General features: G+C 48.1%; 19 protein-coding genes. 14 read left to right on the top strand and 5 right to left on the bottom strand.

Going from position 1 to position 19,746, the window contains the following annotated elements; all coding sequences use genetic code 11:
- Positions 1-13: 13 nt before the first annotated feature.
- Positions 14-979, bottom strand: coding sequence for a VOC family protein (locus L0156_04835; protein ID MCI0602319.1), 966 nt, complete (start codon positions 977-979; stop codon positions 14-16).
- Complete coding sequence (locus L0156_04830; GenBank protein MCI0602318.1) at positions 972-1,535, bottom strand: sigma-70 family RNA polymerase sigma factor; 564 nt, start codon at positions 1,533-1,535, stop codon at positions 972-974. Before L0156_04830 ends, L0156_04835 begins: the two co-directional genes overlap by 8 nt.
- Before the next feature lie 167 nt (positions 1,536-1,702).
- On the opposite strand from L0156_04830, the gene L0156_04825 reads away from it, so the two are divergent.
- The 11 genes from L0156_04825 to L0156_04775 all read left to right on the top strand — a co-directional run bounded on the left by L0156_04825 (position 1,703) and on the right by L0156_04775 (position 11,923).
- Positions 1,703-2,200, top strand: a complete 498-nt coding sequence (locus L0156_04825) for a GNAT family N-acetyltransferase (protein ID MCI0602317.1) — start codon at positions 1,703-1,705, stop codon at positions 2,198-2,200.
- 195 nt (positions 2,201-2,395) lie between these two features.
- Entirely contained in the window at positions 2,396-2,797 is a 402-nt protein-coding gene (locus tag L0156_04820; GenBank protein MCI0602316.1) for a YciI family protein, read from the top strand.
- A gap of 10 nt (positions 2,798-2,807) precedes the next feature.
- Positions 2,808-3,698, top strand: a complete 891-nt coding sequence (locus L0156_04815; protein ID MCI0602315.1) for a VOC family protein — start codon at positions 2,808-2,810, stop codon at positions 3,696-3,698.
- Positions 3,699-3,803: 105 nt separating this feature from the next.
- Entirely contained in the window at positions 3,804-5,003 is a 1,200-nt protein-coding gene (locus tag L0156_04810; GenBank protein ID MCI0602314.1) for a beta-lactamase family protein, read from the top strand.
- Positions 5,004-5,067: 64 nt separating this feature from the next.
- On the top strand, positions 5,068-5,397 hold the full coding sequence (locus L0156_04805; protein ID MCI0602313.1) for a DUF433 domain-containing protein: 330 nt from the start codon (positions 5,068-5,070) through the stop codon (positions 5,395-5,397).
- A 1-nt stretch (position 5,398) separates the two neighbouring features.
- The gene (locus tag L0156_04800; protein ID MCI0602312.1) at positions 5,399-5,737 is read left to right on the top strand and encodes a DUF5615 family PIN-like protein; all 339 of its coding nucleotides are present in this window, start codon (positions 5,399-5,401) and stop codon (positions 5,735-5,737) included.
- A 152-nt stretch (positions 5,738-5,889) separates the two neighbouring features.
- Entirely contained in the window at positions 5,890-6,207 is a 318-nt protein-coding gene (locus L0156_04795; GenBank protein ID MCI0602311.1) for an alpha-hydroxy-acid oxidizing protein, read from the top strand.
- Entirely contained in the window at positions 6,204-8,294 is a 2,091-nt protein-coding gene (gene glgX / locus L0156_04790) for a glycogen debranching protein GlgX (protein ID MCI0602310.1), read from the top strand. The genes L0156_04795 and glgX overlap by 4 nt, the downstream gene beginning before the upstream one ends.
- 168 nt (positions 8,295-8,462) lie before the next feature.
- Entirely contained in the window at positions 8,463-10,448 is a 1,986-nt protein-coding gene (locus L0156_04785) for a hypothetical protein (GenBank protein ID MCI0602309.1), read from the top strand.
- Positions 10,449-10,456: 8 nt separating this feature from the next.
- Positions 10,457-11,653: a hypothetical protein gene (locus L0156_04780; protein MCI0602308.1), complete on the top strand. Its 1,197-nt coding sequence runs from the start codon at positions 10,457-10,459 to the stop codon at positions 11,651-11,653.
- 87 nt (positions 11,654-11,740) lie between these two features.
- The gene (locus tag L0156_04775) at positions 11,741-11,923 is read left to right on the top strand and encodes a hypothetical protein (protein MCI0602307.1); all 183 of its coding nucleotides are present in this window, start codon (positions 11,741-11,743) and stop codon (positions 11,921-11,923) included.
- Between the two features lie 20 nt (positions 11,924-11,943).
- On the opposite strand, the gene L0156_04770 is transcribed toward L0156_04775, so the two are convergent.
- Together L0156_04770 and L0156_04765 are read right to left on the bottom strand one after the other, a co-directional pair.
- Positions 11,944-13,236 (bottom strand): TIGR04053 family radical SAM/SPASM domain-containing protein, encoded by a 1,293-nt coding sequence (locus L0156_04770; protein ID MCI0602306.1) that lies wholly within the window; start codon positions 13,234-13,236, stop codon positions 11,944-11,946.
- Positions 13,217-14,812: a bifunctional glycosyltransferase/class I SAM-dependent methyltransferase gene (locus L0156_04765; protein ID MCI0602305.1), complete on the bottom strand. Its 1,596-nt coding sequence runs from the start codon at positions 14,810-14,812 to the stop codon at positions 13,217-13,219. The genes L0156_04770 and L0156_04765 overlap by 20 nt, the downstream gene beginning before the upstream one ends.
- A 93-nt stretch (positions 14,813-14,905) precedes the next feature.
- Between L0156_04765 and L0156_04760 the strand changes: the two genes are divergently transcribed.
- The 3 genes from L0156_04760 to L0156_04750 all read left to right on the top strand — a co-directional run bounded on the left by L0156_04760 (position 14,906) and on the right by L0156_04750 (position 18,446).
- Positions 14,906-16,333 (top strand): sulfatase-like hydrolase/transferase, encoded by a 1,428-nt coding sequence (locus L0156_04760; protein ID MCI0602304.1) that lies wholly within the window; start codon positions 14,906-14,908, stop codon positions 16,331-16,333.
- 61 nt (positions 16,334-16,394) lie between these two features.
- Complete coding sequence (locus tag L0156_04755; protein ID MCI0602303.1) at positions 16,395-17,822, top strand: sulfatase-like hydrolase/transferase; 1,428 nt, start codon at positions 16,395-16,397, stop codon at positions 17,820-17,822.
- Positions 17,823-18,023: 201 nt separating this feature from the next.
- Positions 18,024-18,446: a HEAT repeat domain-containing protein gene (locus tag L0156_04750; protein MCI0602302.1), complete on the top strand. Its 423-nt coding sequence runs from the start codon at positions 18,024-18,026 to the stop codon at positions 18,444-18,446.
- A gap of 30 nt (positions 18,447-18,476) precedes the next feature.
- Here L0156_04750 and L0156_04745 read toward each other — a convergent pair whose 3' ends face one another.
- Positions 18,477-19,607 carry a DNA alkylation repair protein gene (locus L0156_04745; protein MCI0602301.1) on the bottom strand — a complete coding sequence of 377 codons (1,131 nt, stop codon included), beginning with the start codon at positions 19,605-19,607 and terminating at the stop codon, positions 18,477-18,479.
- Between the last annotated feature and the right edge of the window lie 139 nt (positions 19,608-19,746).

The raw sequence follows: 19,746 nt of genomic DNA, 5'->3' as shown, positions 1-19,746 counted from the left end.
TGGATTTCCGAAATTAGAGTTTGATATGCGTAGCAATGTACCAGGTATTGCCAAACGGATCACTGACGGCGGCCACTCGGTCACCGTAAGGCTGATCGGCCGGCTCACTTACTGAGACGCCTCCGGCTTGCAACGCGCGCACATAGGATGCATCCACATTATCGGTGTACAAATAGATGGTCGTGGGCATCGGCTGATACGGCCCGTGAGCTTCGCCCATTTCGATCACTGAATCACCGATTCTGACCTTGGCATGCGCAACCGTACCATCAGGCGCAGCGTAACGCGCGACTTCGACAGATCCAAATGCCCTGCTTAAAAAGTCGATGAACTGCGACGCATTTATTGGATGAAAATACAGATTGACGTTCCGAAGTCCTTCGGGGACATACGGGCCCTCCAGACTCCTTGCGATGTACCACTGATTTCCCGCAGGATCTGTAACGCCACATACGCGTTCTCCATACGGTTGATCGGACGGCTCGGCAATGGAAGTGGCGCCTGCTTCAAGCGCCCGCTGGTAAATTGCGTCCGTGTCTTCAACAAAAAAGTGAAGTGCGGTGGGGGTCGGTGTTCCGCGCCAGGCTCCGCCTCCACCAATCATGATCTTGGAATCTCCGATCCGAACTTCCGCATGAATTCCACCGGCCGAACCGATCGTTCGGAACAGTTCTTTGGCGCCGAACGCTACTTTCGTAAAATCGATCAGTTCGCCTGCCTCATTCACGCACAAGTATGGGGTTACACTCTGTAAAACTTCCGTTTTAGATTTTTCCGATGTCTGCATAACATTTCTCCTTTCCTGCAGCTCCTTTCGGAGACGTTGTTTGAATTTTTGACTGGGAAGATTGCGCAATTCTGCAGCTATTGAAAGGAGCGGCTCAAGATTCGGGTCGATGGGCGGAACCACGGCTTCGCGGCGCGCGAGCATCGCTTCCACTGCCTGATTGAGTTGATCGACCAAGGACCGCTTACCCATGAGTTTCTCCGATGCGCGCCCGCAAATTACGAAGCGCGCGAAGTTGAAGCTGCTTCACAGCTCCTTCAGTCTTTTGGATCTCCCGCGCAACCTCACTGATGCTCTTCTGTTCGACAAACCGCTTGATCACCACAGCACGCTGATCTTCGAGCAACGTATCCACGAGCCGAAACAACCTTGCGCGATATTCGACCTCTTCCCAACTAACGTACGGTTCATTTTGTACAGGATTACCATGTTCCCGCGGAGTGCGCTGCCAGTGATCCGCAACAGCGTTGGCCGCGATTCGAAGTAGCCACGCTGCGAAAGGAACGCCGCGCCATTCGAATCGTCCGATGCTTGCCAGCGCCTGATGGAATACATCCGCCGTCAAGTCCTCAGCTTCTTCACGATGGCGGACACGACTGACTACAAATGCATACACACGCTCAAAATTATTCTCGTATAAGTCGGCAAAACGGGCTGGATCTTTCTGCGCAGCTTCGATTAGAGACCGTTCGTCAGTTTCCCTTTGATTCGCTTTCAAAACACTCTCCAGCGAAATGTCTTCATTCAACCATAACTGGCAAGTCCTCCAAAAAGCTACGGGTACATCAAACAATTATGAAAAGAAATTGATAGGCGCCCAGCTGGGGTCTTTGATTCTGTATCTCCCGCAATCAGAAGCATCTGTTTGTCAGGAGTTCTTGCGGCTCCCTGAATCCCGCTCTTATTCTATACTTGATGTCACTTACGACTTCGAAGGTTAACCCTGTCATAAAAATTCGAGCGGCCTGTCTATCGGATGCGGATTCCATTGCCTTCCTTTTGAAAGACGCATTTGAAGAATACCGGCAGATGTACACACCAGCAGCATTGGAAGCCACCACGCCACTAGGGGATCAAATTCGGGAGCGGTTGAACGAAGGTCCGATCTGGATTGCGGTTCAAGATTCGGTGATCGTTGGATCCGTTTCAGGTGTACCAATGGAAGATTCGTTTTACATTCGAAGCATGGCAGTCAGTCCGGCCGCCAGAAACCTCGGAGTCGCGCGAAAACTGTTGCAGCATGTGGAAACCTACGCGGTCCAAAAAGGATTTAAAGCTCTATCTCTCTGCACGACTCCTTTTTTGAGCGGCGCAATTCATCTATATGAACGCAGCGGTTTTCACTTTGTCAGGCAGGTCCAACCTGATCTTTTTGGAACGCCGCTGCTCAAAATGATCAAAAGAATCAACTAATATTCGAGATTAGCTTGATCAATATAAACAAACGCAAGCAAGAGTCGTTAAAATCAGAGGTTGCTCGATTTGGCAAGTTTGTGGGGAGTCCTGCCGTCCTCGCTAAATCTCGATAAACACTCTGCACAGTAGTGTCGATTTATGGATCCGCAAAACGACTACCTAATAGAAATCAACATTTGGAGAAGTTAACTTATGAAATACATATGCCTTGGATATTATGACGAGAAGAAGTGGGAAACGATGTCCGAAAGCGAGCAGAACACTCTGATGGACGAGTGTTTCGCCTACGATGACACGCTTCGAAAGGGCGGCCATTTTGTCGGTGGTGAGGCGCTCCAAAGCGCTCGAAACGCCACCACCTTGCGAGGGAAAAACGGAAAGGTGTCCGTCACCGATGGCCCGTATATAGAAACGAAAGAGCAATTGGGCGGAATCCTTTTACTTGAAGCCACGGACCTGAATCATGCAATCCAGTTGATGTCGAAGCACCCGGGTCTGAAGGCAGGACCATTCGAGATTCGTCCGGCCGAAGACTTGTCAGCAATGGTGGCCGAAAGCGAGAAACGCCGGCTTAAAAAGACAGGAAAACAATAGGAGAAACTCAATGCAAAAAATCACACCCTGTTTGTGGTTCGATAATCAGGCGGAAGAGGCGGCGAGTCTTTATGCCTCCCTTTTCAAAAACTCAAAGATTGGCAGCGTGTCACGTTACGGCGAAGCAGGCGCACAGGTTTCCGGACTTCCAAAAGGAACGGTCATGACGGTGATGTTTCAAATCGCCGGACAGGAATTCATGGCGTTAAACGGAGGCCCCATGTTCAATTTCACGCCGGCCGTTTCGTTCTTCGTTAACTGCGAAAGTCAACAAGAGATAACGGAGTTATGGAACAGGCTTTCTGCCGGCGGGACGGTTCTTATGGAACTGGCTGAATATCCGTTCGCTGAAAAATTCGGATGGCTTCAGGATAAATTTGGCGTTTCGTGGCAATTGATTCTTTCGAATCGTGCGCGAAAAATCATCCCGTTTTTCATGTTTGTTGGAGCACAACACGGAAAAGCCGAACAAGCGATGAATTCTTATGTCTCTCTGTTCCAAGATTCAAGTATTCACAATATTGTTCGTTATGGCGCCGGAGAAGAGGAGCCGCAAGGAACGGTGCAGCACGCCGTATTTTCACTCGCCGGACAGGAGTTCATGGCAATGGATAGCAATAGAAAGCATCCCTTTACTTTTACTCCGGCCATATCCTTCATGGTGAATTGCGAAACGCAGAAGGAAATAGATGAATATTGGGAGAGACTCTCCGCAGGCGGAGAAAAAGAAGAATGTGGTTGGCTGAAAGACAAGTACGGTGTCTCCTGGCAGATCGTTCCAACCATTCTGGAAAAGATGTTGACTGATCGCGACACGGCAAAATCAGAAAGAGTTATGGCGGCAGTGCTTCAAATGAAAAAACCTGACATCGAAACCCTGGAGCAAGCATACAGCGGATAAGGCGAAGTCGTTAAAAATGTGGTGCGGACGACCCGTCCACAAAACCACTACTGGCAGAATCGGACTGAGCTTGTCAGGTGATCAGCTTAGCCGTAAACTGTCACAATGAAATTTTCTGTTCGATCGTGTTGTATCTTGTTACTCGCGCTGTCACTCATTGCTCCGGGAGAAGAAACAATTCAGAGACTCGACGGAACGTCTGTTTCAGGATCCCAATTAACCGATCATGTCAAAGAATTGATGCGCAAAGCGGGAGTTGCCGGACTTGCCCTTTCCATTCTAAATGAGAATCGCGTCGCCTATATGCAAATGTTCGGCTACAAGAATTCAAAAACGGGAGAACCGCTGTCGCAAGATACGATCTTCTATGGCGCCTCGTTCAGTAAGGCGGTTTTTGCCTATTACGTCATGCAGCTTGTCGAAAAAGGCTCCCTTCAGCTTGATACACCTCTTGTAAAGTATCTGGACAAGCCTCTTTACGAATACTCCTTTGCCAAATCCTCACAGGGTTATCAGAGCTTGAAAGACGATGATCGCCACAGGAAGATCACGGCCCGTATGTGTTTGAGCCATACTACAGGGTTTCCCAACTGGAGATGGTTTGAAGACGATGAACAATTAAGAATCAAATCCGAACCGGGAACCAAATACAGTTATTCGGGTGAAGGCCTTTATCTGCTCCAATTTGTCATTGAACAGATATTGAAACAGGAGTTTCAACAATCAGTTCACACAAACGTTATCGAACCGTTCGGTATGCTTCGCAGCAGCTACGTATGGGAACAACGATTTGAGAGCAACCATTGCCAGGGACATGATCACGAAGGGACGCCTCTTGCAAAAAAGAAAAGGACGGCAGCCAATGCTGCAGGATCACTCGAAATGACCATCGCCGATTATTCTTTGTTTCTGGAGGCCATGCTCCAGAAAAAAGGACTTAAAGCGGAAAGTTTCCATCAAATGTGGAGTCCTCAAATTCGAATCCGGTCGAAGCAACAGTTTGGCCCTCTGTCACGGGTCCAAACGGATGAGAATGACGGCATTCAGTTGAGCTATGGACTCGGATGGGGACTGCTTAAGTCTCCTTACGGATGGGCATTCTTCAAAGAAGGTCACGATGAAGGCTGGGGTCACTATTCCATTTGCTTTCCTGACAAGAAGATCGGCTTTGTTGTCATGTCCAACAGCGATAACGGTGAAAAGATATTTAAAGACTTGCTTAACTACTGTATTCGTGACACGTTCACTCCCTGGTTCTGGGAGAATTACATTCCATTCCAGGAACCTGCCGTTCAAAAAGAATAAAGTAGTTCATCGTACCTGATTCGTCGGTGTGCGTTCCTTTTGTTATAATTTAATAAATAAGACTATGAGCAAATTGAAAGAGATCGAAGAAATGCTTTCTCATCTCAGCCGCGCCGAGAAGGCGAAGCTGCTCCAATCAGTGGTCCGTGACCTTGCCGATTCTTTCCCTGGTATTGACGCAACTCCGGGAATTTGCGGCGGCGAAGCCCGGATCGTGCGCACGAGAATCCCTGTATGGGTGCTGGAACAGGCAAGGCGTCTGGGCCTGAGTGAGGCCGAGATTCTAAAGGTTTATCAAACCTTGCGTGCTGAGGATCTCGTGAATGCGTGGGCGTATGTCCGATCCCATCGCGACGAAATCGAGAAGCAGATTCAGGAAAATGAGGCCGCTTGAAATGGCACGGCTGTATGCAAATGAAAATTTCCCCTACCCTGTCGTTGACGAGCTTCGGCGTTTTGGCCATGACGTTCTAACGATTCAAGAGACAGGCAAGGCTGGTCTCGCTATTCCGGATGATCAGGTTTTGGATTTCGCCAGCAAAGAAGGCCGGACACTCTTGACCTTGAATCGAAAACATTTTGTTCATTTGCACAACAGCATCCAGCAACACCACGGCATCGTTGTTTGCACGTTTGATCCTGACTTTGCTCAACAGGCGAGACGGATTCATGAGGCGATACAATCGAAATCCGACTTAAAGAATCAACTAATTCGTGTGAATCGCCCATCATAACGTTATTCGTTAGACTGAATTTCAAGAAAATTTAGGAATCTTAAGTGACAGCAAAATTAGATACGGAAAGCGGTTTTGTGGAAAGCATCTTTAACTATTGTGATCGCTGATGCGAACGTTGCGCTATGACCTCCCGTTGCCTTCTGTTTTCTATGGAGTCCAAGAGACGCGCTGATCATGGGGCAACTGGAAACGATCCGGATGACCTCGACACTATTCTCAACGATGTGCGATCAACGCTTAAACAAACCAAAGAAATGATCCTGCAAGAAGCTTCGTCGCGAGGAATCACTCTGGAAGAGCTGGAAGAAGAAGAGATCCTTCAGGTAGACACTTCCGATCACCCATTACACGTTTCAGCGAGTGATCTGCTTCAGGCCGAGCTCATACGCATCATGCAGTTAGCCGGAACAACATCCATTGCTCGAACCCATGCCTCCCACATCCAAAGGAAGGAGCACTTTAAATGACGTCCAAACCGGCTCCTGCTACATCACGGGGCGAGCCGTACCCGCTGGGAGCAACGGTTCTTCCCGGAGGTGTCAACTTCTCGCTCTTTTCGCTGCGGGCCAGCAATGTTGAGTTGCTTCTGTTTAATCATTTTGCGGATCTCCAACCAGATCGCGTTTTTATTCTCCATCCTCAGATTAACAAAACGTTTTACTACTGGCACATCTTTGTAGAAGGAATCGGTGGGGGTCAGATCTACGCCTACAGGGTTTATGGCCCGTTTGATCCCGCACAAGGGCATCGTTTTAACAGCAAAAAGGTTTTGATCGATCCTTATTCAAAAGGCGTTGTGTACGGGAAGAATTGGTCTCGCGAACAAGCATGCTCTCCGGAAGAAAACTGTGGTTTTGCGCTGAAAAGTCTAACGGTGAATTCGGATCTCTACGATTGGGAGAGCGTGCCATCCCCACGCCACAGCCTCTCCGATGTCATCATCTATGAAATGCACGTGCGGGGCTTCACACGTCATCCATCAGCGCGCGTTCAATACCCGGGAACATTTGACGGAGTTGTTGAAAAAATTCCATATTTAAAAGAATTGGGAATCACTACGGTTGAGTTACTTCCGGTTCAGCAATTTGATGCTACCGAAAATTCCTATGTCCATCCGGGAACCGGCGAAAAGCTGAACAATTACTGGGGCTATAACCCGATCGGATTCTTTGCGCCACATCGAGGTTACTACATTGCCGACTGGGAACAGATGGAATATCTCACTGGATTTCGCGACATGGTAAAGACGCTTCATAAGGCAGGCCTGGAAGTGATTCTGGATGTCGTCTTCAACCATACAGGGGAAGGTGATGAGAACGGCCCCACCATAAGTCTAAAGGGACTGGAGAACTCCACTTACTATTTGCTGGAGAACCACGATAAATCAAAATACGCCAACTATTCCGGCTGTGGAAATACGGTGAGCTGTAATCATCCCGTCATCCGGCGTTTGATCCTCGATTGCTTGCGCTACTGGGTGAATGTCATGCATGTGGATGGATTTCGCTTTGATCTTGCATCTGTTCTTGCGCGCGATGAAAAGGGGCGCCCTATGGAGAATCCACCCTTATTGTGGGAGATTGAGTCGGATCCTGTTTTGCAAAAAACCAAAATCATAGCGGAAGCATGGGATGCTGCCGGTTTATATCAGGTTGGATCCTTTCCTGGTGAGCGATGGGCAGAATGGAACGGCAGATATCGCGACGACGTTCGGCGTTTCGTTCGCGGTGACAATGGAACTATAGAAAGTTTCGCTTCCCGCATTCTGGGAAGTCCCGATCTTTATCATCAGTATGGCCGCAATCCGCATCAAAGCATCAATTACATCACTTGCCATGACGGATTCACGCTGAACGACCTTGTCTCCTACAATCACAAACACAATTTAGAAAATGGCGAAGAGAACCGCGACGGTCAGAACGAAAACTACAGTTCCAACTATGGTGTTGAGGGGCCCGGAACTCCTGAGCTGGAAGCTTTCCGGAGAAAACAAATTAAGAATTTTCTGGCCATTCTTTTCTTATCACAGGGAACTCCCATGATCCTTATGGGTGATGAAGTTCGCAGATCCCAGCGCGGTAATAATAATGCTTACTGCCAGGACAACGAAATCAGCTGGTTCGATTGGACTCTGCTGGAAAAGCAGCGCGATCTGTTGCGGTTTTGCAAAGAAATGATTCGCTTTCGGAAGAGTCATCCGGCTCTACGTTCCTTCGATTATTTTTTCGGGCAGAAGAATGAATATGGTTGGCCCGAAATCACCTGGCACGGCATCAAACTGAATCATCCTGATTGGGGTTTTCATTCGCACTCGATTGCGTTCACTCTTGCGGGATTTCAAGGCGCGCCTGATCTTCATGCGATGATCAACTGCTACTGGGAAGATTTGCAATTCGAGCTGCCCCTTTTGCCCGCGCAAAAACAGTGGCTTCAGAGTGTTGACACATCCCTTCCTTCCCCGAATGATATTGCGGACAACGGCAAAGAGATCCCGGTCCAGTCCGGGCATTATCTGGTGTCCGCGAACTCCGTCGCGATATTCGTATCGGCCTGAAGCAACTAAAGTTGCCGAAAAAGCGATTTGGGTTGCGGGATTCAAATCTTTTAAACACCTGCCTCGACCACATGCCGGGTCACAATACATGGCAAAAAGCTTGCTTTATGATCTAATACGCCGTGTCGCGTAGGTGTTCAATGAAAGGCAAGTTGGGAGAGGAATAACGTGAAGGGGTCCATAAGACTTTATAAATCTATCCTTTTTTTTGTGATGGTTGCTTGCGTGCCGGGAACAACCGTATGCCAGGATTCCAATTTGTTTGTGCCGGTAATTCTTGAACAACAGCCATCGCCGGGAGATGTTAGTTCTATCACAACACCGCAAATCCGTATCAAGTTCGATGACGCCGGTCAACAGATTCAAAAAGAGAAGATCCTGTTTGAGGTGGATAGAAATGACATTACGGCTTTCGTGCAATCGGCGGAAGGAGCATTGGTTTATCAGCCACCCAATGCGTTTACCGCCGGACAGCATGAAATTCGGATTACGGGCACAACTTCCGATGGAAAACCGATTCAGGAAATCATCTGGAACTTTACAATTCAAGAAGGTCCGAAAAATTTTACATTTGCCGTGGAACCGACCGGGACTCTGGAATACAAAGCGCGAACGGAAACACCCAGCGTCGACCGCCATCGATTCAACTCAAATATCGCGATCCGCAATCAAAGCACCGGAAAATTTCAAACCTCATTCAACTCCAATCTCCAGGCGCAAAATCCAACACCCGGCGAAACCCCAAAGGATATTGATCTCGCTAATTTCCAGGCAGCTCTAAGTTACGGTAACAGCACTGTATCCCTTGGTGATGTACTTGTAAATTTTGACCTGCTTGGTGTAGCGAATCTTTCACGCCGTGGAATTTATTTTCAACAAAAGCTTCCTTTTCGTTCGTCCGGGTTCGATGTATTCTCCGTGCGTTCCGAAGCCATTCTGGGGTTTCGTCATGGTTTCGGAATCTCCAACGCCGAGCAGCGAGTCGATGGAGGGTCTTTTTTCATCGCGCCTACGGGAAAACCTGAAAATTTGAACCTGCGCTTTTATTATCTTCGCGGAGAAAACGAAACTGAGCAAGGATTCAACTTTGGAGGTGTGACACGCGGCTCAAAAGGAGATGCCGTGGGGGTGTATGTTACAACCGGCAGCTGGGCCAATCAATTTCGCGTGGAAGCAAACGCGGGTTGGAGCGATTTTGATTTCAATGCATCGGACGATTTTGAAGGCAATCAGGACCACGCACTGCAGCTGAAATTCATTTACGATCCCACGGCAAAAACATGGAGGAATCGTTCTTCGAAATTTCTTGCACAACTCGAAATTCAGGACCTGGGCACGTTTTTCAAAACTCTCGGCAATCCATTTTTGGTGAGTGACCGTCGCGGTTTCAATCTAAATTCCACCTGGACGTATGGTCAGGTTGCCTTCACAGGTGGAGCTTCAAAATTTCACGATAACGTAAAAGCTCTTGCCATTATTCCGACTGTCGACAATCTTGCATACAGCGCCGGGCTCAACTACACGCCCTTTTCAACGGAAGGGTTGCCGAAGTGGCCGTCACTTTCAGTAACGGCTACGCGAACCGAGCAAGAAAGCGGGGGGGAAGCCGTATCTTTTCTTGCCGTGCGTAACATCGTGGATACTGTGGCCTTTCTTGCAAACCTGACACGAACCAAATGGACGTTGAGCCTGAACACGACTTATGGCATCAACAAAGATCTGAATGATCGTGTACCTGATTCTGATGCGAAAAACATTACGCTCGCTGCCGTATTCATGCCTGCGCCGTCTTACAACATCGGTCCATCGATCAGTTTTATCCGCCAGGGAAATCGCGATACGAAGATCAATACTGATTTGTGGACTTATTCTTTTACGGGATCCATTCCGCTTCAACCGGAACGTTTTACACTTGATAGTCAGCTGAGTTTCGCTTCGACAGACAGTTCGGATCGATTAAACATCAATTCCAACTTCAGCGGTACGGCACAGCTTTCGTATCATGTTCACAATCTTTTGAAGCTCAAAGGAAAACAAACTGTGTCGGTTCGAGCTTCTTATAACCGGAGTATTGTTGATGCCCCTTTTCCCACAAAACAAAAGGGATTTGAAGTTTTCGTACTTTTGGATCTTGGATGGCCGTTTGAAAGGTAGGTGAAATCATGTGGAAAAAGATTCCTGTGTTATTCCTGTTTGCGATTTTTGCATCTACGGCGCACGCTCAATTAAGCGTCTCCAACAATCCTGCGGGTGCCGCTGTTGTCATCACGCAGCCCTCCGCGGTGCTGATAACCTGGTCGATCCAATCCAGTGAATCCGCTCCAACGACTGTTGTTTCGGAGGAAGGACTCTTTGTATTAGGAAGCCAGGTTCTGGGTCAGGTAACAACTGACTTAACAACCACTGTTTCTGCGGGCGGCTCTGCAAATGTAAATGAAACTTTGTTGATTCCGCCGGATGTATCGAATCGCGCACTGAAGTTAAATGCGCCCACCTTTTTCTACAGACGCACCTTCCGTTCGACCAGTACAGGAGCATCCGGTCAGTCTGCTCTGACTTGCCGGCTTTCCACAAGCGCGTATGGGAACTTCTCCATCGCGGCAGTCACAATCTTTTTCGAAAACGAAAGAGGTGAAGCAACATTTCTGCAGAATGATCCGCGCGCACGTGCTTCTGCAGAAGTTCGTTACAACGGCACCGGTTTGATGAAAGCGGTATGGGAGGTACAGGAACCGAACAGCACGCAGTTTCGTACTTTGCAGCAAGTCCAGTATCACCTGACTTACGGTGATCGGATTCTTTTTCACTCGCCCCCCGTTCCTCCTTTACCGACCGTTGTCACCGGTAGACATTTCCTCCGGTTCCGGATTGAGCAACCCGTATCAGGCTTCGAGCTGCCACAGGTTACTTACTTTGTTCGCGCGCCGGCAGGAGATCCGGAGGATGTCAAACTAACCCTTACTTTGCCTGCGCGGAATGCGCGCATCACGGAAGCATCCACATTTGAATGGAACGGGAAATCGTCCGGTACCCTATTGCGATTCGCAATTTTCGAACGCGCCAGTTTCAATACAATTCTAGGCAAGACTCCATCCGTGGAACCTCTGCCGGAAACACAAGAGCTCGCCGGATCAAAGGTCCTGCAAAATCCCGATCTGTTTTTGGTGAAAGGCGTGGAAATACTTTCAGCCTCTCTCCCTGTGGAGACCACTCGTTATCAGTTGAAACCGGATCAATGGAAACGGTTGAAGCCTGTTACCTGGTATGTCTGGCAAGTGCAAGCATTGGATCAAGCAGGAAAACTGATATCCGAAACAGAGTTCCGCGCTTTCCAAATCGAACACAAGAAGAAGGATTAGTCCAGAAAACTTCAGACATTTTGTCAACGGCTCATGCAATCCAGCAAGACGAGCGGATGGCATACAAGTTGCTTCGTCTCGTGATCTATGGGCGATCAACAGATATCAGATGACGCAAATCTAACTGCCCTTTCCTCCTTCATGCAGGAATTGCTGGCTGATGTATCTGCACTGGAACGGATGCACGAAACAGGAGTCATTGAATCCTGCAACCGAATTGGGGCCGAAGCTTCTAAGTTATTAGAGAAAAAGCTAAGAGACGAAGGCTAGAACCTTCTGTTAACAGGACACTAGTGCATACCATCCAGGTGAGCCCGAACTTCGTCTTGAAACTTAAACGTTCCCGGCTGGTAGGTACAAAACGGCTCTTCCGCCAGCGGATCGCCGGAAATGGCGTACGCGCGCGACCGTGAGCCGCCACAAACCGAAACAAACTCGCACCGGCCGCAGCGACCCTCGAAGTTGCTGATATCGCGAAGTTCGCAGAACAGAGCGGAGCTTCTATAGATATCGATCAGAGAATCCTTGCGGACATTCCCACCACTGATCGGCAGAAATCCGCTGGGAAAGACTTCACCTCTTACTGAAATGAAAACAAATCCGTTTCCAGCATTGATATGCATTGGTGTCCTTTTCATGCCGGTCTCCTTCGAAAGTAATGCGAGGTCCTGGACAATCCTGTCGAGATCGCGCTTCAAAACAAGATAAGCCGGATGGAGGTCAAAGTATTGATGTGCATCAATCCCCTTTTCTTCCAGAATTGCTCGCTGCAAAACAACTCTTTTAAAGTGATGGCCTTCCGTGGGTTTCGCGCTCACATACTTACCGGCATCATATAAGAAGTGCATGACCGCTTCGTATTCTCCCGGAGTAATTTCATCGTCCTGTTGTGCACGACCGACCGGAACGAGAAAAAAGAGGCTCCAGGTCAAGGCTCCCCTTTCTGCGACGAGCCGGAAAATGTTTGGAAGATCGTGCAGATTATAACGGCTCACGGTTGTATTAACCTGAACCTTCAACCCCATTTCTCTTGCCATCTTCCAACCGTTTGTTGTCCAGTAAAAAGATCCGGGCACGCGGCGGAAGTCATCGTGACGCCTTGCGTCTGATCCATCGATACTTAAGGAAATAGCCTTAGCGCCGGCGTCTTTGATTCTTTGTAAATTTTCCCCAGTCAATTTTGGAGTTCCCGAAGGTGAAACGCCTGTGGGAATTCCTAAATCTGAAGCATAGCGAACGAGTTCGAAAAGATCGTCCCGCTTGAAGGGATCGCCGCCGGTAAAAATGAATAGAGGCCTGGGTTTTCCAAAACTTTCAACCTGATCGAGGAGTCTTTTCGCTTCCTCCGTCCTCAAGGCAAGAGGATCATGGTTGGACTGCGCTTCTGCCCGGCAGTGGCGGCACGCAAGATCGCAGGCTTGCGTTGTTTCCCAGATGATCATAAAGGGGCGCTCTCTGGTTTGATACACAGGGTGTCGTATTAGATCCATATCGACCTCGTTTACAGCATCCATGGATAGACCGGCCGCGAGTCCTTGCAGATCGTCATTCGATGATTCCTGTCTAATTGATAAGACGTCCATCCTTGTTTGAGATGGATTCCTGCAGTTTTAAATCGCGGACCGTTTGCTCAAAAATGTCTGATAATCCATCGATCCGCTCTGCAATTACCAGGAAATTGTAGGCAAATAAGTTCGGAAAATGCCTGGACATCCACGCGTGAATGGATTCGATCCTGCGCATGATCCAGCTGCTGCTGATCAAATCCACGATCGGAGGGGAAAATCCATAAATCACCTTCGCCCGAAAACCGTATTGTTCGACCAATCTCCGGAAGCTTGCGACAGAAAACAAGCGCTTGTGAGTCATGTCCAGAATGCCCCTCTTTCCATAGTTAAATTGACCAAAAAGCAGGGAAAGTCGAACCGGTAAGTAACATACGTTTGCTGTGCTGATAAAAAGCGTTCCGCGGACCTTCAGCATCTCAAAAACCTGCTTGAGAAAGTTCTCCGGATCGTCCAGATGTTCGACCACGTCCAGCGCAATGCAACAGTCGAATTTGCGATCTTCAAAGAACTGAGAAAATTTCTTGTTTAAATCCACTGCCACCGTTTCGGCTGTTCCTGCCTGATCCGGTCTGAATGGGTCTACCGCCGTGTGGCTTCCTACTTTTTCCGCAATCTCCCTGCTTAAGAGCCCGTGGTTGGCCCCCAGCTCAATTGTGGACATCTCAGGATCCAGCTTTAGTGTCTTCAAAACATATTGATGCAACGAATTCGAACTCTTTTTAAACTGGTAGTTATCCGTTTCAAATAACCGGAAATCGAAATTTCTCTGGTAAAAAAGTCCCATTTGTACCAGTTGATACTTCAAAACTGCTTTTACACAGTTGTAGGCGTAACTCAAACCGTTCACGCGACATTGTTCATCGCCGTAGTGAGCCGGAATAGAGACTTCGGAAATCTTCCAGCGATGCGCGAGCGCCTGAATAATGATCTCTGTGTCGAAATGAAAACCATCGGAATTGAATTCAAACGCAAGTTTTTTCAGCGAAGATACTTTATAAGCGCGAAAACCTGTATGAAATTCAGAAAGACTCAGACCCAACATCCTGTTCTCGCAGGATGTTAGTATCTGGTTCCCTATCCATTTATAAACAGGCATTCCACCCTGAAGCGCCTGTTTTTTATTCAACATCCTGGAAGCAAAAACAGCATCCACTTCTCTTTCCTTGAAAGGCGCCAGGATTCTCGGTATGTACTCCGGCGGATATTGCCCATCTCCATGGAGAAGCACCACAATATCAAAATTCTTCTTTATGGAGTAAAGATAGCCGAGCTTCTGATTGCCGCCGTAACCACGATTGAAAGGTGTGCGATAAACCTTCATGTTCGAGTCAGAATATTTGGAGCTGATTCGGTTCGCGACATCGTAGGTTCGATCTGTGGATTTGTCATCGATGATAAAGATTTCAGCGAACCGGGAAAATAGCGCTGAGGGGATTCTGTCAATCAATTGTTCCAGATGACGTTCCGCGTTGTAAGCCACAATGAAGATGGCGACCTTTTGAGTGTTGAGAATATCGTTAATCGCCTGTAGCTCTCCGGTCGAAATCTCGCGTTCCGCAAGTTCGCGCATCCGTTGAAGCACATCTCTCATTAGAGTTCATCATATCGCGAGTTTGCCCCGGAGGTGTAAAATTCGGGCAATTCGCCCCAAAGCTTTCCACATGTTAAGCTTTAAGAACGAGTCATGCACAAATCTCTTCGTTTTCTTTTTCTATTTTTTGCGCTCAGCCATTCGTTTGTGGTATTTGCTAGGGAGCAAAAACCGAATGTTCTCATCATCATTACCGATGATCAAAGGTCCGATTCGTTTAATGAAACGTTCATGCCAAGGACTTACCGGCGAATTGCGCAGGAGGGTGTTCTTTTCGAAAATGCTTTTGTGAGCACAGCGCTTTGCTGCCCGAGCAGAGCAAGTATTTTCACCGGCCTTTTAGCCCGGAATCACGGAATTGTTAGGAACGGCACGAGAATTCAAACATCCACGTTCAATGAATTTCCGAAATTTCCTCAGAAGATGCGCGAGGCCGGATATCATACGGGATTGATTGGGAAGTATTTGAACAACTGGTCAGGCGCCTGGAGAAAGCAAGAATTTGATTATTGGATTTCATTTCACTCAGGAGTTCTCCGCGATTGGTTCAACTTTGAGATTATCAAAAACGATTCTGTGGTAAAAGTAACGAATGAATATGTGACGGACAAGATGCGCGACTATGCCATCGAGTTTCTCAACGAGGCACAGGACGCGAATAAACCATTTTTGCTCTATCTGTCCACCACCGCTCCCCATGGACCTGCAACTCCGCATCCTCGTCATGAAGGACTCTATGCTAGTGTTAAGCCCCATCGGCCAAAAAGCTTTGACGAATGTTTCATCGAAGACAAACCGGATTGGATGCAACAGATAGCACAGATAACAAAGGAGCAAAGGCAAGGCATCGATCGACGGCGAATCAGGGAACTTCAAACCCTTGCCGCTGTTGATGAAGCAGTCGATAACATCATGACTCATCTTGCGGATGCCGGGATGCTGGATGAAACATTTATCCTTTTCCTTTCGGATAATGGAGTTTTCTGGGGTGAACATAGATTGCGAGGCAAAGATTTGTTTTATGAAGAAGCAAGCCGTGTTCCGTTTGCGGTGCGCTATCCTGGACTGGTGGACCCGGATTCACCGCAGGTTGATCGGAATAGCCTCGTTTCAAATATTGATATCGCGCCAACAATTTATGAACTGGCGGGGATTCAACCGCCCCCGAATCTCGATGGAAGTTCTCTCTTCCCCTTAATGCGGGATCCGAATTCAAAATGGCGAAGCCATCTTATCCTGGAGGGATGGCCCGATACATTCAAAGGAGATGGTTCCGACACAAGATGCAATCCACCTTATACGGCAATTCGAACAAAGCGTTACCTTTATGCCGAATCTCACGCAAATACCGGCACAAAAGCAAAATGCACTTTTGCTGTCGCGCAAAAACCGGAACTCTATGATTTGCTCAAAGACCCGCTCGAACAGGAGAACGTGGTCGACAATCCTAAATACGACAAAGTTCGTAAACGTCTAAAAAAGGTGCTGGATCGGTACGGCTACGTCGCGTTTCCTCATTAAGTTTTATATCCCATCCGTGAATGCCGAATGAAAACATCGTATGTTAAGCTCTAAAGGTTATATGCACATATTGGTCCGTTTTATTGTTGTATTTCTCGCGCTCAGCCATTCGTTTCTGGCATTTGCCCAGGAACGAAAGCCGAACGTTCTGATCATCATTACCGATGATCAAAGATTCGATTCCTTTAACGAAACGTTTATGCCCAGGACGTATGAGCGGGTTGCGCGCCAGGGAATTGTTTTCGATAAGGCCTTTGTCACGACCTCTCTTTGTTGTCCGAGCCGCGCTAGCATTTTCACAGGGCTTCTGGCCCGCAGTCACGGGATTGTTCGAAACGGTACCAGGTTCAGGAAATCCAATTTTCAGGACTTTCCGAAATTCCCGGAGAAATTGCGGGCCGCCGGATATTACACAGGCCTCATCGGAAAATACCTGAACGATTGGAAAGGGGACTGGAGGAAAGAAGAATTCGATTACTGGATTTCATTCCGTAAAGGAGTATTGCTGGATTGGTTCAACTATAACATCATCAAAAATGACAAAGTCATGGAAATTACGAATCAATATATTACCGATAAACTGCGTAACTATGCGATCAAATTTCTCGATAAAGCCCGAAAAGAAGAGAAACCATTTTTGCTCTATTTTTCCACGACTGCTCCACATGCGCCTGCTACTCCTCATCCTCGTCACGCAGGACTCTACCCTGGCCTTGCGCAACATCGTCCCTTGAGTTTTAACGAACCGTCTATCTCTGACAAGCCGGATTGGTTGCAGCAGATTCTGCCGCTTTCTACGGAAGAAATCAATGGAATTGATTTCCTGCGGCTGCAGGAACTTCAATCGCTGGCTGCTGTGGATGAAGCTGTAGACGATATCATGACTTACCTGGCCGATGCAGGAATGCTGGATGATACGCTCATCATTTTTCTTTCAGACAACGGACTCTTTTGGGGTGAGCATAGATTGACAGGCAAGGACCTTTTTTACGAAGAAGCGAGTCATGTCCCCTTTGCAATCCGCTATCCGCCGCTTGTGGATCCAGCTTCGCCGCGCGTGGATTCGAACAATCTGGTTTCTAATATTGACATTGCGCCAACAATTTACGAAGTCACAGGCGTTGAACCTCCCGCCGGTCTGAATGGAATCTCCCTGGTGCCGTTGATTCAAGATCCGACTACACGATGGCGGAAATATCTGCTTCTGGAAGGTTGGCCCGATACTTTTAAAGGAGATGGTGCGCCCAGCAGATGCAATCCACCCTACACAGCGATTCGAACCAAACGATATCTTTATGCGGAATCTTATGCCAATACAGGCACACGGGCAGGTTGCATTTTTTCGGTGGATCAAAAACCTGAGCTCTACGATTTACTGGCAGATCCGCTTCAACAGGAAAATGTGCTGGATGATCCGCGATATGCGAACGTGCGCAGAAAAATGAAAAGGCTTCTGGACCGCCATGGTTATGTCGAGTTTCCTCACTAATCCCGCTGTTTCTCTAACTAGTTCGGGAAATTGATGAGCACGCGAGCAGTCGACCCCCTAATGGCTGCCTTACGTGACAGTGATTATCGAAATCGCTGCGACGCCGCAGAGGCGCTCGGCAAGATCTGAGACACACGCGCAATTGCTGCTTGCGCGCTACGAGACAGCGACACCGGAGTTCGCCGGGAAGCAGTAACGGCATTGGGCGAAATCGGCGATGAAGGATCAGCGGAGCCGCTTGTTGCAGCTCTGCGGGACAGTTATTCGGACGTGCGTAGAGAGGCAGCCGCAGCTCTCGAGAAAATTGGATTCCAGGAAACGCTGTTGCGGGCGGTGGTTGTCATTCTCAACAAGGATCTGACGACAAAGAAGGCCTTCGTTAATTCAATTCTATCCAAGTTGATCGCGCGCGGCCGACCATATCGCGAGTGGATGACAGAGTCAACCCCGGTCGAGATCCATGTGAATCCGTCTGCTCAGGACCCGATGACATTCGCAGCAACGGCTCTGGTTACATTCGGTCGCCTGCTCGGCGAAGAAAGTACGCTCGAGAGACTCGAACACGCGACTTTCCAGAGTGGTGATGGGATTTCCGGGGTCATTCTCTCGTACTGGGCTCGATGAATCTTCCCCTATTGAGCGGAGGTACTGCCGTCAGTCAACGACGAATGAATGTTTTGAGTACGGCTTACCGTTGATCTGTATTTCTATTTCATGGTATCCGGGGTAAATAGTTCTCCCCGATGTGTTTTTAAGTACTAGCTTCTTTGAAATCCGTACCTCGCTCTTGGGGCGAAGTATCATGTCACGTAATTTAAAAACCTTGGGCGATAGTTTGCCATTCGCTTTTCGGTAGTAGACCACAGAATCAACGACGAGTTTTTGTGATGTCGCTGCCTTTGAGCGAACTGAAAACGAAAATTCTATCGTTCCTCCGCGCTTTTGCTTCTTCGGAGTAATCGCGAGCTCGGACAGGGTTATCTTCGGATTTACGGAGTATCCCAGCATCGCGATGGCTTCCGGGTGTCCCTGCTTGATGAGCGTCCGTGCCGCATGACGCACCACCCATTGCGCTTCAGGCTTTGAGTCTTTGCTCCACGTCTTGAGTGTCGCAAGCGCAATGTCCGGATTATCTTTTGCTATATCATTGATATTGTTCGCCACGGAGCGGCGAACATATTCCGTTTCATCGTCTTTAAGTTTTTCAAGCAGCTTGATAACGGGACGCGGATCTTTTTGAAAACTTTTAATGCGACCGGCGAGCGGTAATCGCGGTCTCGTTCCTTCCGAAACAAGCCGCCTAACATGAGGATTTGGATCGTTACACCATTTTTGCACCATGCTCATTGCGCGGTCATAATCTATTTCAATGAACGTGCGGAGATCGCCTTCAGCGGAAAGACGCTTCGTCATTTCATAGAGAGCGTGCATGGACAGGTCAAAATAGTCTTTGCCATATTTTGAAACAAACGCGGTCTGCGGCCAGACGATAAAGGCATCCCAAACGGTGACTCCTGGATCGATATTACTCAACTCCGGTGGAAGTGCTTTCAGTAGAATATTCATCGCTTTGGGAAATTCTTTCGGCAAAAATTCTCCCAGGGCATCGCGAATAAGCATAGAACGTTTTCCAAAACTGAGATCGTCTAGTTTTGGAAGAATTGTGTTAAGAAACCCTTTGCGGTCAAAACCTGACCATACTTTCTTGATCTCGTCCGCAAGCGAGGTAATTATCCTGGGATTAAAAACATCGCGTAGTTTGTTTTCCGCGCTTAAGCCAGGCATAGTGACATTGTTAGTCGTATGTTTTCATATGCTCGAAGCTAAGAACGCCCATATCCGGAGGGTTTTCTTCTGGAGCTTCCATGAGCTTGAAAAATTCAAGACACTCTTCGCTAGTTTCTTCTGCTTTTGCTACCCGGTC

This window comes from bacterium, assembly GCA_022616075.1.
In the GTDB taxonomy this organism is placed as follows: Bacteria; Acidobacteriota; HRBIN11; order JAKEFK01; family JAKEFK01; genus JAKEFK01.
Note: the sequence above shows the minus strand (reverse complement) of the source record. Positions and strands in the feature narration are given on the sequence as shown.

Coding starts and splice junctions, on each gene's coding strand:
- L0156_04815 (MCI0602315.1), top strand. CDS start 2,808: ATGCAAAAAATCACACCCTGTTTGTGGTTCGATAATCAGGCGGAAGAG.
- L0156_04795 (MCI0602311.1), top strand. CDS start 5,890: ATGGAGTCCAAGAGACGCGCTGATCATGGGGCAACTGGAAACGATCCG.
- L0156_04805 (MCI0602313.1), top strand. CDS start 5,068: ATGAGCAAATTGAAAGAGATCGAAGAAATGCTTTCTCATCTCAGCCGC.
- L0156_04745 (MCI0602301.1), bottom strand. CDS start 19,607: ATGCCTGGCTTAAGCGCGGAAAACAAACTACGCGATGTTTTTAATCCC.
- L0156_04765 (MCI0602305.1), bottom strand. CDS start 14,812: ATGAGAGATGTGCTTCAACGGATGCGCGAACTTGCGGAACGCGAGATT.
- L0156_04770 (MCI0602306.1), bottom strand. CDS start 13,236: ATGGACGTCTTATCAATTAGACAGGAATCATCGAATGACGATCTGCAA.
- L0156_04760 (MCI0602304.1), top strand. CDS start 14,906: ATGCACAAATCTCTTCGTTTTCTTTTTCTATTTTTTGCGCTCAGCCAT.
- L0156_04755 (MCI0602303.1), top strand. CDS start 16,395: ATGCACATATTGGTCCGTTTTATTGTTGTATTTCTCGCGCTCAGCCAT.
- L0156_04775 (MCI0602307.1), top strand. CDS start 11,741: ATGGGCGATCAACAGATATCAGATGACGCAAATCTAACTGCCCTTTCC.
- L0156_04800 (MCI0602312.1), top strand. CDS start 5,399: ATGGCACGGCTGTATGCAAATGAAAATTTCCCCTACCCTGTCGTTGAC.
- L0156_04835 (MCI0602319.1), bottom strand. CDS start 979: ATGGGTAAGCGGTCCTTGGTCGATCAACTCAATCAGGCAGTGGAAGCG.
- L0156_04825 (MCI0602317.1), top strand. CDS start 1,703: ATGTCACTTACGACTTCGAAGGTTAACCCTGTCATAAAAATTCGAGCG.
- L0156_04820 (MCI0602316.1), top strand. CDS start 2,396: ATGAAATACATATGCCTTGGATATTATGACGAGAAGAAGTGGGAAACG.
- L0156_04780 (MCI0602308.1), top strand. CDS start 10,457: ATGTGGAAAAAGATTCCTGTGTTATTCCTGTTTGCGATTTTTGCATCT.
- L0156_04810 (MCI0602314.1), top strand. CDS start 3,804: ATGAAATTTTCTGTTCGATCGTGTTGTATCTTGTTACTCGCGCTGTCA.
- glgX (MCI0602310.1), top strand. CDS start 6,204: ATGACGTCCAAACCGGCTCCTGCTACATCACGGGGCGAGCCGTACCCG.